Below are 13,671 nucleotides of genomic sequence, written 5' to 3'. Positions count from 1 at the left end.
GCCAGACAGCTTGAAGAAATGGAAAAGCAAGGTGCAGATATTGAGGTTATAGTGCCTATGGTTAAATGCCCTAAATTTCTCAGTAATTTTCAAAGATGGCGGATATATAATCATCAATGGCGATGTGAATTTAAGGGTATAAAAGCTATCTCGGCGCCCTATTTTAGATTGCCTGGCAAATGGTTTCGTCATTGGGCTTTCATTGCAGTATTTATGGCAGTGAGAAAACAAGTTATAAAGCTTCACCAAAAAAAACCTTTCGATATCATATATGCGCGTTTTTTATTTCCCGAAGGGTACGCTGCTGTGCGTCTTTCTGAAACACTTAAAATACCTGTTGTTGGAGTAGGAGCTGGTGATGAGATAAATATTTATCCTAATGATAGTATTGTTTTCAAAAAAGACATGATCTGGATACTTCGTAAATTAAATGGAATCATAAGCAGCGGAGCTAAAGTAGCTTCAAATATAATTGAATTAAGCGGACGTAAACCTCTGATGATTTACGGTGTTGTCGACTTGAATGAATTTTCTCCCGTTATTGACAAATTCCCAATCAGAAAGTTATTAGGAATAGAAGACAAACTTACGGTTCTTTATGTGGGAACATTCAAGGTTGCAAAGGGTGTCCACGAGATGGTTGAGGCGTTTATCAGGATAAGCAGAAAAATGCCTAATGTTCAATTTATAATCTGCGGATATGGCAGAGAAGAAGAAAAAATGAGAGTTGCAATAAAAAAAGCCGAGGCAGGTGAAGTAATAAAAATAATGGGCATAGTTGATTCTCAAGAAGTTCACAAATGGATGCAAGCAAGTGATATATTTATTCTGCCTTCTTATTCTGAAGGAATGCCTAATAGTGTAATGGAGGCGATGGCCTGTGGCTTGCCGATTGTTGCTACAAAAGTCGGGGGTCTACCGGAAGCAATTGGTGATTGTAAGGGGGCGACATTGATTGAACCAAAAAATATTGAAGAGTTGACAAATGCTATTATTAAAATAGCTGATGATACGAAACTTAGAAAGAAAATGTGTATTGAGTCCAGAAAAAGAGCCGAGGAAAAATTTGGGCTGCAGAGAAACTCAGAAAAAATATTGGAATTTTTTTCCGGAATTATTCAGAGCGGCAGAGATATAAAAATATAGAGTTAGTTGGACTACGATTCTAAATTAAATGATTTTTAATTCAAATAAAAAAATTAAAGTATGTCTATTCTCAACAGTTCAGGGGCCTGATAATGTCCGGCTCTACCATCGTGAGGCAAAATCACTGGTTAAAGAAGGCTTCGAAGTACATGCGGTTTTACCGTGTGACGAATCCTTCGAAAAAGGGGGAGTTTATTTTCATAAGGTGCATAAGCCAAATAACAGATTTATACGCATTATTTTTATGCCATGGAAAACAATGATCACAGCATTACGAACGAGAGCTGATATTTATCATTTCCATGATCCTGAATTGTTGATGGCAGGTTTTTTACTGAGGTGGATTTTAGGGAAGAAAGTTGTTTTTGATATGAGAGAATCGACTTCACGACAAATTTTGGGGAAAGAATATCTGCCAAAATGGACTAGAAAAATAGTGTCATGCTGTTATAAGATTATCGAGAAAATATGCCTTACGGGGATCAGATTGATTGTGGCAAACGACAGAAGCGTTAATGAATATCACAAATGTTACCTTGTGCGCAACTTCCCACAGATCGATGAAAATATTATCTCAAATGCCATGGATATGAGCCAACGGTTTAAATCGCCGTTGCTTGTTTATGTTGGTACCGTTTCAAAAACCAGAGGCGCTTTTACATATCTTGTTATGGCGCAAAAGCTTATAGAGCGTGGGCATCGTTTCAAAATTATGATTATCGGAGGAGCTTATGACGAAAGTTTTATTGTGCAACTCAAAGATGAAGTAAAACAAATGAATCTTCAGGATACGGTGAGCGTTACAGGCTTTATGGATTATCAACAGGCCATGGGAATTACTTCAAAAGCCGTTATAGGGCTTTCAATTCTGGATCCAATCCCGAATTACACCTTTTGTCTTGCAGGGAAAATGGTGGAGTACATGATGTGTGGAACGCCAATACTGTCGTCAAATTTTGAACACTGGGCACCATATGTCGAAGGAGAAAAAACCGGGAAAATGGTCGATCCGTTTAACATAGACCAAATAGTAAATGTTTGTGAACAGATGCTTAATAATCCGCAGGAACTGGAAAATATGGGAAGAAGAGGTATTGAAGCAGTTAAAAATAAATATAACTGGGATATGGAATTTAAAGTTTTGCTGAAATGTTATCAGGATATGCTGAGCACTTAATATCAGCTTTATGGAAATAACTGTGGCTGGCCATTAGGAGCTAATAATCTTGCGGCCCAGGCCAAAAAACAAAGTGGGGCCTCTTCCATTTGCTTGTTCTGTGAGTCAGGGATGTTGCCCCCGCCATTTGTAAGATCATACGCGATAGATATATATAAATCTTTTAATACGTCGTCATAAGCAGCCAGCCGATGCCAGCCGAACCAGACGTTGCCATTCTTGCCGGGACCAAGTTGTTGGGCTTTAGTGTCAGTACCGTCAATATAATTGTTGAAATAAAAGGGCCCTTTATTTTTTGCCCATACCTGATACTTGAAGGTATTTATGAATCTGTTTAGACGATTGGTGTCTAACATGTTTTCAGAATATGCTTTTGTTGCAAGCCAGACTGTGCGGTTGGCGTGCGAAGTATCTTGAATAGAAAGCAATTGGTTTTTCCAGTCAATCATCCAATACCATATATAACCGTTTGTGAGTTTGTTAGGTGTTACACCCCAGTCTTTTGGTACAGTTTGGTTGGGTATTCCTGAAACAGGACAAATTGAGTTCGAATCTGGTTTTTCGCTCAGATATATATTTACCAGCAAAACGGCCCATTGCTGATAAGGATATTTGTTATATCCCAGGGAATTAAGGTTCATACAGATGGATGCGAAGTGTTCCCGTTTGTCTCTGGCTCCATCCAAAACAGTCAGAATTGTTTTGTTAGATTCGGGACTTGAATAATATTCCGGTTTTATAGAGGGATTGTAAAACAGCCATTTTGTTATAATGTTTGCTTCAACAAAATCAGCTATTTTACGCCAGTCAGAATCCTGATTTTGCTTAAGAGCAACAGCTACCATCATAAAACCGGCAGCCCCCTGAAAATCCCAGAGTTGACCATGACCGCCAGTTATTTTTTCAAGTTCCTTAGAAAAAAAACAAGGCCATGTGCCGCGGGGTTGATTGTGCCAAAGCAATTGCCGTTGGCTTGAAACTGAGGCATCAATGCTTTTTAAAACGAGAAATTTGGCTTTGTTAAGATATACATTGTCATTCGTTGCTCGCCACATGTCAATAAGGGCCTGAAGCTCCTGGCGAAGATAATAAACCGAATATTTATCCGCTGGATCGTTATGGCTTGTTTTAGCGATGCGTGTCTTGTATTTATTGTTAAAAGTGGCAATTATTCTCTGGAATAATAAGGTATTATTTTCTGCAGATAGTGGCGGCCACTGCTGGTTCAATTGAGGTACTGGAGTTGAATTAATATCTATAAGCCCAATAGCATTGGAGGGCGTATCAAAAGCCAAGATAATAATGGCCGGCAATATAGAACGAAACAGGTTTCTTATGGTCATATTGTTGAGCCCTAATATCCTTTTTTTGTATTCCAATTATCATCCTAACGCTTTATTTCGTAGCTTATCCTGAAATTCTTGTTTGAGACCAGAACAATCTTGTTTTTAAAATATAGTTTTATTATAATAAACGCAATATAGTTTTGAAATCATTTTGCTATTTCTCTGCTATTAGAGGTGTATAAAAATGGATGACCGGCAAAAATCAGAATTAGTAGTCTATGGTTTTTTATAACCAAGCTGTGTTATGAAAAGTCGAAATTTAGAGTGTGGAAGGTGGAGCGACTTTGACAAAAGAATTGTGGGGATCTTCGTTTTATTTTTTTGGGGTATTTGTTTTGGTGAATTAGTGGCGGATTTGAACAATGATGAGAGGGTTGATGCCCTTGATTTCGCCATCCTTACGAGAGAGTGGCTTGAAACTGATTCGAATCCTCCTCCAATAAATATGCTGAGAGCAGATTTAAACAATGACAAAAAGGTCAATACCCTTGATTTCACCATCCTTGCCGAAGAGTGGAGACCTGGTTTTAATCTCATCGCACCCAGTCTCCCAGAACCAAATCTCATTCAGTGTGAGGAGATTGATTATTTTAAGGCAGACAGCGATGAATTGGAGCGGATATGCGTTCTTCCGTGCAATGACACATCAGGGTGGGCTACCAGATACGATTGTGTATTAACTTATGACTATAATAATGTTGTTTATTATACGGATGTTAAAAGGGCATTGAAAATAGTAACAACGCCGGGAACTCACGGCGAAAAATGCGGCCAAATAGAACGTGTTTTTCCTGTACCAGCAGACATGAGAGATATTAATGGCAATGACCCATATTTTCGGGCAAAAGTGTATTTTCATGAAGGAAGTGGAAACTCCATCTGCTCTAATATAACACGACTAATGATACGGGCATTCAGCAAATCGGGCGCTTATCGCACGGGATATTTTGCCGGATTAAATAATAACTGGCCGGGATGGTATGTCTGTACGATAAGCCCATCACAGTTTGCTACTGGAGGAAGTGGGACTTTCTCTTGGGGGAATATATACAGAATCGATATTAGGGTTGAAAAGAAATATGACGATAAAACCCCATCTGTTACTGTCGGCCAACTGGAGTTTCTACAAAGGCCGGGAAGGGCGACTTTCCAGATACATTTTGATAACGGTTACGCAGAGTGTTATAATTACGCGGCCTATTTGACAAGTAAAGGTATGCCGGCAACTTTTTACGTTAATCCTGCTTTTGTTGGGGCTCAAGGATATTTGACTCTGAGCCAACTGACAGAAATGCATGAGGCGGGGCATTTAATCGCAAATCATACATGGAACCATACTGAATGGAGGCTCAGCAGTGATGAAGATATGGTCGATGGAGTAACAATGGCGTCTGAATGGTTAAATGCAAACGGCTTTGCAGATGGAGCAAGGCTTCTGGCACTGCCATCAGGGAGCTCGGCATGGAAGCCGAACAATACAGGAATCTGTCTCTTTCTGAGGGGTGGGTATGTGGACCAACTTCGGCTGACGACAAATCCGAGCGGAAATGATAAAACTTCACAATGGTACAGTCCGGATTTCTTTTTTGTTTCATCTGGTGATAATATTTCCGGCTCATTAAACGCTCTTAACGCAGCAATTGCTGATGAGGGACCGGCTATTGTGTATTTCCATAAGGCTGGGTTTGGGGGCAATACCTGGACTTTTGACCAGTTAAAATGTTTTATTGATGCTGTTGCTGCCGCCAGAGACAGCGGGCAAATTGAGGTGATAACTGCGGCCGATATGTTGAGAGCAAGGCAGATTGAATAAACTTTATATCAGAGGCATTTCTTTATAAATAAGACGAAGATTTTATATGATTACCCTGATGTATCATAGATTGGTAGAACCGAAAGAATATAATAAATTAGAAGGCAGTGAACGAGTCTTATCTGTTGCTGTGGGAAAATTTGAGGAGCAGGTAAAATATCTGAAAGAGTCGGGTTATACTTTTGTGACACCAGCGGAGGTTGTAGATTTTGTTAAAGGCAAAATGGAATTGAATGGTCTTTCAGCACTTTTAACATTTGATGATGGTTGCCAGAGCATCTTAAAGGCCATTCCGATTTTGCAGAAATACAGTGCTTGTGCTACAGTATTTGTGACTATTAACGATGACAGCTTCGTTTTTAACTTAGACCATAACGACGACAAAAGATTAAGCGATAAACAGTTGGCCGATATTGACGGAACAGCTTTGAATTTTGAATCTCATACACTAACACACCGTCCCTTGGTAGCTCTTTGCAATGATGAGATTTACACCGAATTAGCGGAATCTCGAAAAAGGCTTGAACAAATACTCGGACGCCCAATTAAACACCTTGCTGTGCCGGGTAACTGGTATAACAAAAAAGTAATGCGTATCGCAGAAGAAGTTGGCTATGAAACTGTGTGGTATTCTGTTCCTGGAGATATAATCAAAGGGTCGAACCTGTATGGTTTGCCTCGTCTGAATGTTGATGGTAATTGGAACCTTGACAGGTTTATTGAATCAATCAGTCAAAAGGAAATTGCACGTCGTAGAAGAAAAACGATAATTAAAGGAGTGCCTAAGCGTCTGCTTGGTCCTAAATACTGGTTGTTGATTCGCAAAAAGATATTCCGGTTTTTAAAAAATATCGCTTAAACTGTTTTGCAAGCAATAGGCATACTAGATTTTTAACAAATATCAGAAAGAAATTCCAGATGAAGTTGGCTTATATACATCAATACTTTTCGACTCCACACGGCAAGACCGGTACGCGAAGTTATGAATTTGCCCGGAGGTGGGTAAAGGCAGGGCACGAAGTTACTGTAATAACCTCTGTTTCTCAATTGTCTGAAGATGAACTTAAACAGTCGCAAAAAATAAGCAGAACAGTCAGTCAATTTTGTATAGATGGGATAGAAGTTATAGTCTTAAATGTTTCTTATGGCCAGAAAATGAGCAAGATTAAGCGAATATGGTCTTTTTTTTATTTTCTTTTTCTGGCTACCATACAATTATTAAAACTTAAAAACATTGACATTGTTTTTGCGACCAGTACTCCAATAACTGTCGCAGGGCCGGCACTAATTAATAAAGCCTTGAAAAATATTCCTTTTGTTTTCGAAGTACGTGATTTGCAGCCGAGAGGCTATATTGCCTGGGGATTGATTAAAACCAGACTTTTGATAAAATTTTCACTGTGGGTTGAAAAATTTATTTACAAAAATGCAGCAGGTATTGTAGCGCTTTCAACTGATATGAAAGGTTACATAGATAATGTTACAGGGGACAGTCAAAAAACTCTTACGGCAGCCAATTGTTCCGATACCGAACTGTTTCGTCCCGTGGCGGAAATTGAAAAACGAAAAATAAAATTAGAATTAGGGCTGGAAAGTAAATTTGTGATTGTTCATGCTGGAGCGATAGGACCGGTTAATGGTTTGGATCGAATAATAGAAGCAGCCTGTCAGATTAAAGAGCGACATCCTCGAATTTGCTTTTTATTAATAGGAGATGGTAAAGAGAAGCCAAGGCTGCAAAAAATAGTTTCAGAGCATAAGCTCGATAATGTTTTGTTTGTGAATCCGTTGCCTAAAAAAGAATTGGCACGTATTCTGCCTGCATGTGATGCGGGATTAGTCAGTATAAAAAAAATGCCGCATATGCAGTTTAATAGTGCCAACAAATTTTTCGATTATTTGGCCTGTGGTTTGCCGGTACTTCTGAACTATGGCGGTTGGCAAAGGAATGTAATTGAACGATATAATGCCGGTCTTGGATGTGATATTTTTAATGATGAGGAATTTCTGGAAAATGTGTTTAGAATTGAGAGAGATTCAGAATTACATCGAGTAATGTCCAGGAATTCTCGGGAACTTGCCGAAACAGAGTTTAACAGAAATATATTAGCGAAGAAAGTGTTGGATTTTATTTGTTTATGCCTGGAAAAGAGTCGAAAATAGACACTGATAAGAAATCGACTTCCTGTCAGACCGTATTAGTTATTGAATCACATGCCCGCGCTGCGGTTGCAGTTATAAAATCACTTTTAGGGCATGGATTGGAAGTGGCAGCTGCCTCTGATCATCGTTATTGCGCCGGTTTTTTCGTCAAAGGCCTTAAAAAACGACTGATTTATCCTCCTATTGAGAATAACCCTGATGAGTTTATAGAATGGCTGCTTAACTATTTACGATTAAATAAAACAAAAATGTTATTTCCGCTCGGGAATGCAGGTGTTGAGCTTGTCTCAAGATATCAGGAGGAACTGCGACAATACACAAATTTATTTGTATCCGAACATTCGAGTTTTGTGATTGCTTATGATAAGATACAGGCGAATAAAGCTGCCGAAGCAGTTTGTGTACCGATTCCCCAAAGCTGGTATCCTGACGAAACAGGTCTCGATAGTGTTATCAAGTCGGCAAGATTTCCTCTGGTAATAAAACCTAATATTGGAGTTGGCGCTCGTGGTATTATCCGTGTTAATTCACCTATTGAACTTGAAAAGGTATGGAAATCTGCTCAGAAAAGCAAGTACCGGATGTTTGTTCAAAAATTTATAGAACATCCGGCACGACAGTATGTAGTAGATATGCTGTTAGATAAACAGTTCAATTCAGTTGCTGCGGTTGCAAGCGAAAAAGTACGTTTTTTTCCCGTTAAGGGCGGAGCAAGTACGCTTAGCCGTTCGATTCATAACTCGGATTTATATAATAACTCGGCTAAATTGCTCAAATCTATCGGATATTATGGAATAAGTAATATAGATTGGATCGAAGATTCCGAGGATGGTATTTTGAAATTTCTTGAAATTAATCCAAGGTTTGGCGAAATGCACGGAATATGCAACGCGGTTGGTGTAGATATGCCGTATTATTTATATAAGCTTGCAATGGGAGAAACATTTTCAGCAATAAAAGATTATATTGAAGATAAATATTTTCGGTTTTTACCAACAGATTTAATGTGGTTTCTGAGTTCGCCTGAGCGCTTTAAGGCTAAACCGGGATTCTTGGCTTCATTTAGGAATGATGTTACACATACTCTTTTTGAAGCGAATGATTATGGCCCCTTATTGGGTTATATATTGGAAAACCTGTTACTTTTGGCAAAACCTCACAGATTTCTTTACCGGTTCAGGCGTTAGAATAGTATAAATAGTTTTTGTAAGGTTTCTTTATGATATTTTTTGAGAAGATGAGATTTTATTTCAGGCTTTGGGGGATAAAAGGGGGGATTGGTTTCTTTATGAAATTGCTTTGCGACGGAAGCGAAAAAGTATATTCAATGGAACTGGATTCTCAAAATCAGGACAAATTGAAACCTGATGATTTTGGGTTAGAATTTCATTTGATAGATGACTGCAAAAGTTATGATGCTATTTCGGTGGAGTATGCCAAAATAAAAGGAGAGGGCTTAGTCAGAAAAGACAGAGACAGAGTTGTTGCCGCCAAAGAATATATAGCTGTAATATATAGAAATAACTGTCTTGCCGGATGGGGATGGGTCAAAAAAGGGCCTTTAGTATATTGCAACTTCAGTTTGATGGAACACGACTGCGTAATACATAAATGCAGGACGTTACGCAATCATCGCCGGAAGGGAGTATATGCATTTCTCTTGGAACAACTGAAGTTTGTATTGAGAGAAAGAGGGTTTAGAAAAGTTTATATAAGTTCGAAATCCTTTAATAAGGCTTCCTTGGGTGGAATAGAAAAAGCGGGATTCAGATTTATAGGAGAATATAATCCAGGTTCATATATACATCGATTATTAAGGAAGGTTTTTAATCTAAATGCAGACTGACAGGATAATAAATGCATTAACAATTGACGTTGAAGACTACTGGGCGATATTACAGCGGGACTGGTTAAATATTTCTGCTGTTAAACCCACTGAAGCGGTATTAAATAATACCATGTGGTATTTGCAAACCTTAAAAGAGCATAATACGAAAGCTACGTTTTTCATTCTTGGCGAAGTCGCACAGAGCTTCCCTAAATTAATAAGAGAAATAGCCGGCCAAGGTCACGAAATCGCTGTTCATGGTTTTTATCATCATCAAATATTCAAGCTTTCAAAAGATGATTTCAAAAAGGAAGTCGGAGATGCCAAAAAATTGCTCGAAGATTTATCAGGTCAAAATATTATTGGCCATCGAGCGCCTGCATTTTCTATAAATAAAGATACTCAATGGGCATTGGAAGTATTAGCGGAGCTTGATTATAAATATGATTCAAGCGTATCGCCGAGGGCCGGCAAACGTTACGGCTGGCCGGGCTTCAAAAAAGAAATTCACAGGATGTTATTGCCAAGTGGGCAAAATATTATCGAAGTGCCTATGTCAGCAATATCATTGGGTATAAAAGAACTTGGCATCGGCGGCGGCTATATGAGGCATTTTCCATATTTTTATACAAAGTGGGCGATTAATCATATTCAAAAGAATCGTCCAGCTGTTGTTTATATGCATCCTTATGAAATTGACTCTGATATAATGTTACTGAAATTAGATAATCTTACCGGACAGGAAAAGACAGTCGCCTTGAAATTCCATAGATTGCAGATGAGAAACAGGAATACCGTAAAAAGTAAAGTTGAGAAACTGCTTTCTGATTTCAGGTTTTCAACTATAAAAGATATATTAAGGGACTTTTGACAGAATGATCCATAGATTGCAATCGAAGTACGCGGGAGAATGTGCGGTGTTGCACATGCAGGGCATTCCAACCGGATTTATCAGTTCATTGGGGAAGCGGTTTATAGCGGAGTTATATGAAGCTATCGCAGAGGATAAAAACAGCTTCGGCTTTGTTGCTGTTGAAGACGATAAGGTACTCGGTTTTGTTGCGTTTTCTACCAACTTGTCCCAATTATATAAATATGTGATATTAAAAAAGGGATTTAAGTTTTTTTTTATTCTTGTGAAAAAATTGATGTCTGTGCAGACTGTTAAAAAGATATGGGCAAATCTATTCTATCCCGGGAAAATGAAAGAGATGGATTTGCCGGACGCTGAACTGCTCTCAATAGCCGTAGCGCCTGATGGCAGAGGAATGGGAATTGCAAAACAGCTTGTTGATGCCGGTTTTGAGGAATGCCGAAAACACGGCATTGATAAAGTTAAAGTGTTAGTGGCTGCCGATAACGAGGCTGCAAATAAATTATACAAAAAATGCAGTTTTGAATTAAATATGAAAATTGACAGCCACGGCATTAGAAGTAATGTTTATGTCAGGGATTTGACGAAAGAACAATAATTATGAACAGAAAACATAGAAAGGTTGTAGTTGTAGTTATAATTTTAGCCGGTCTCCTGTCTCTAATAATTTTTTCCAACTTCAAGAGCAATCTTGTACGTCAGCTTCAGGGGCCGATAGAAGGTACTGATAGTGTTATTACTGTTGGCGATAAACTTTCTGTTATCTCGAAGGAAAATCATGTTTTTACCTGGCAATGGAAAGATTTATCTATTTGGCCCGTTGTTGCAAAGCCGGCGTCAAATGTAGTAACGACGATTGCCGACGACAGGATGATCTATGCGACGGCCGGTATCGGGAAACTTGTCATAACTGATTTGAAGGCAGACAAAGAACTATTGAGTTTGTCTTTGCCTTATGGGGCTGAATGTAAAAAGATAAAAACTTCATCAAACGGCAAATTTGGTGCAGTTTCAATGCTTGTCGATGGAAAAGACTGGCTGAAATTAGCTGTATTTGATTCTAATTTAATGGATTTGTTCTTTGTGTTCCAAAATGATGCAAAAGAAGAAAATTTTTCATTAGACGATTTTGATATAACTAATAATGGTAATTTAATCACTGGTGTCGGCCGGAAAGAAAAAGCCTGGGCTTTTGTGAAAGATGTAAAAAGCGAAAAAATACTATGGGAGAAGACCTTTGACGAATACGGCAGATTTACCTGTGCGGAATTTTCGCCTGATGGCAAAACCATTTATATAGCCGAAAAAGTCAGATTTATTATAGCCTTGGATGCAATCACAGGAAATATTCTGAGAACCTATGAAATTCCCCAATACAATACTCCGACACATCAGAAGCAGAATATTTCAAGTATAGCAATAAGCCCCGACGGTAAAATCCTTGCAGCAGATACCGAACCTGCCAGAATAGTATGGTTCTGGGGCTGGGCGGCAGATAAGGAAATAGGCAAAATATATGCAAGTGACCTGACTGTTTCCGGCATTGCGTTTTCACCTGACTCAAAATATCTTGCCACAGGTTGTTTGGTCGCCCCTGAAATAAAAATCTGGAAAGTACCGCAACTCAACAAATAATTGATAGGAACGTATGCCGCAAAAAACAGCAATAATAATTGGAGCGGGGCCGGCAGGTCTGACAGCAGCTTTCGAATTACTCAATAAAACCGATATTAAGCCAATTGTTTTTGAGCAAAGCGGAGATATTGGCGGCATATCCAAAACCGTAAACTATAAAGGCAACCGCATCGATATCGGCGGCCATCGCTTTTTCTCGAAATCCGATAGAGTAATGAAATTCTGGTTCGATTTAATGCCGGTTCAAACATCGCCGGCTAAAGACGATATACGGCTGCAGAGAAAAATTCCGACAATCGAAGAAATACTGCTTGAGTATGAAAACAGCAGAAAGAAACTGGCCGGGGGCAGTGTAAAAATCGAAGCAGACCCTGAAAAAACAGATAAAGTTATGTTGATTCGCAAAAGACTTTCGAGAATACTTTTTTTACGAAAGTTTTTTGATTATCCGATATCGTTGACCCTTACAACTATAGCTAATTTAGGAATTTTCAGAACTTTTAAAATAGGTCTTAGCTATATTAAGGCGAGAATCTTTAAAATAAAAAAAGAAAAATCACTTGAAGATTTTTTAATTAATCGCTTCGGCAGGGAATTATATAAAACTTTTTTTAAGGATTATACTGAAAAAGTCTGGGGGATAAGCTGCGATAAAATCAATCCCCAATGGGGCGCCCAGCGAATAAAAGGCCTTTCGATAACAAGGGCCGTCATACATGCTGTTAAAGCTGTCCTTCGCAGAGATATGTCGATAGGACAGAAGGAGATTGAGACAAGTCTTATCAGCCAGTTTTTGTATCCTAAATACGGCCCCGGACAATTATGGGAAATGGTCGCTGATATTGTTAAATCCAAAGGCGGCATGGTTTATCTGAATCAAAAAGTCGTGAGTCTGGATAACCAGAAGGACAAAATTGCTTCCGTAACAGTCAGAGACGAAAAAACAAAAGAGCTTAAAAAGTTTCAGGCTGATTTTGTTTTTTCTACTATGCCGGTTAAGGATTTGATTGAGAGTATGGGGCAGGATGTTCCCCAAAGCGTAAAAGAAGTTGCCGCAGGACTGTGCTATCGGGATTTTGTAACTGTAGGGGTATTGGTTAAAAAACTGAAGATAAAAAATAATACGAATACAAAAACGGTAAATGATATTGTTCCTGATAACTGGATTTATATTCAGGAAAAAGATGTAAAAATCGGCAGGCTTCAGGTGTTTAACAACTGGAGTCCTTATATGGTTGCGGACGAAAACACCGTTTGGCTGGGACTTGAGTATTTCTGTAATGAAGGTGATGAAATTTGGAATATGCCTGATGATGTGTTTGGACGGTTTGCCGAATCGGAACTTGTAAAAATCGGAATAATTAATGAAATAGATGTTCTCGACAGCGTGGTTATAAGAGTTCCCAAGACCTATCCTGCATACTTTGGCAGCTACGACAATTTCAATGTTATAAGAAATTATACCGATAAACTCGCAAACCTTTTTTTGATCGGCAGAAACGGCATGCACCGTTATAATAATCAGGACCATTCGATGCTGACTGCGATGATGGCGGTTGAGAATATTGCCAAAGGCGTTGAAAGCAAAGATAATATCTGGCAGGTAAATGCCGAAGAGGATTATCACGAAACTAAAATGACATCGGTTGAAGATTTAACTGAAGCTTATACAGTAGAAAGAAAATAAAT

The 13,671-nt window shown here is 38.7% G+C and carries 12 protein-coding genes; 11 read left to right on the top strand and 1 reads right to left on the bottom strand.

The features are described from left to right. Both WC496_08830 and WC496_08825 read left to right on the top strand, forming a co-directional pair. The coding region (locus WC496_08830; GenBank protein MFA5293123.1) for a glycosyltransferase at positions 1–1,146 on the top strand (1,146 nt) is incomplete at its 5' end. 28 nt (positions 1,147–1,174) lie between these two features. Further along, positions 1,175–2,323, top strand: a complete 1,149-nt coding sequence (locus tag WC496_08825; protein ID MFA5293122.1) for a glycosyltransferase — start codon at positions 1,175–1,177, stop codon at positions 2,321–2,323. 8 nt (positions 2,324–2,331) lie between these two features. On the opposite strand, the gene WC496_08820 is transcribed toward WC496_08825, so the two are convergent. Next, positions 2,332–3,702, bottom strand: coding sequence for a hypothetical protein (locus WC496_08820; protein ID MFA5293121.1), 1,371 nt, complete (start codon positions 3,700–3,702; stop codon positions 2,332–2,334). Between the two features lie 313 nt (positions 3,703–4,015). Here WC496_08820 and WC496_08815 point away from each other — a divergent pair, with 313 nt between their 5' ends. Genes WC496_08815 through WC496_08775 form a run of 9 tightly spaced genes read left to right on the top strand, consistent with a single transcriptional unit; the run spans position 4,016 to position 13,669 of the window. Then, entirely contained in the window at positions 4,016–5,482 is a 1,467-nt protein-coding gene (locus WC496_08815) for a polysaccharide deacetylase family protein (protein ID MFA5293120.1), read from the top strand. A gap of 46 nt (positions 5,483–5,528) precedes the next feature. Continuing rightward, on the top strand, positions 5,529–6,341 hold the full coding sequence (locus tag WC496_08810) for a polysaccharide deacetylase family protein (protein MFA5293119.1): 813 nt from the start codon (positions 5,529–5,531) through the stop codon (positions 6,339–6,341). A gap of 59 nt (positions 6,342–6,400) precedes the next feature. After that, positions 6,401–7,645: a glycosyltransferase family 4 protein gene (locus tag WC496_08805; GenBank protein ID MFA5293118.1), complete on the top strand. Its 1,245-nt coding sequence runs from the start codon at positions 6,401–6,403 to the stop codon at positions 7,643–7,645. Then, a complete protein-coding gene (locus tag WC496_08800; protein MFA5293117.1) occupies positions 7,621–8,832 on the top strand; it encodes an ATP-grasp domain-containing protein in 1,212 nt (403 codons plus the stop codon). The genes WC496_08805 and WC496_08800 overlap by 25 nt, the downstream gene beginning before the upstream one ends. A gap of 32 nt (positions 8,833–8,864) precedes the next feature. Next, positions 8,865–9,491, top strand: a complete 627-nt coding sequence (locus tag WC496_08795; protein MFA5293116.1) for a GNAT family N-acetyltransferase — start codon at positions 8,865–8,867, stop codon at positions 9,489–9,491. Then, complete coding sequence (locus tag WC496_08790; protein MFA5293115.1) at positions 9,481–10,344, top strand: DUF3473 domain-containing protein; 864 nt, start codon at positions 9,481–9,483, stop codon at positions 10,342–10,344. The genes WC496_08795 and WC496_08790 overlap by 11 nt, the downstream gene beginning before the upstream one ends. Positions 10,345–10,399: 55 nt before the next feature. Then, positions 10,400–10,945, top strand: a complete 546-nt coding sequence (locus WC496_08785; protein MFA5293114.1) for a GNAT family N-acetyltransferase — start codon at positions 10,400–10,402, stop codon at positions 10,943–10,945. Positions 10,946–10,947: 2 nt separating this feature from the next. After that, positions 10,948–11,982, top strand: coding sequence for a WD40 repeat domain-containing protein (locus WC496_08780; protein MFA5293113.1), 1,035 nt, complete (start codon positions 10,948–10,950; stop codon positions 11,980–11,982). 13 nt (positions 11,983–11,995) lie between these two features. Then, a complete protein-coding gene (locus tag WC496_08775; GenBank protein ID MFA5293112.1) occupies positions 11,996–13,669 on the top strand; it encodes an NAD(P)/FAD-dependent oxidoreductase in 1,674 nt (557 codons plus the stop codon). The last annotated feature ends 2 nt before the right edge of the window (positions 13,670–13,671 follow it).

The sequence above is a fragment of the Phycisphaerae bacterium genome, assembly GCA_041652575.1.
Lineage (GTDB): Bacteria > Planctomycetota > Phycisphaerae > Sedimentisphaerales > UBA12454 > UBA12454.
This window is presented reverse-complemented; position numbering and strand designations above follow the sequence as displayed.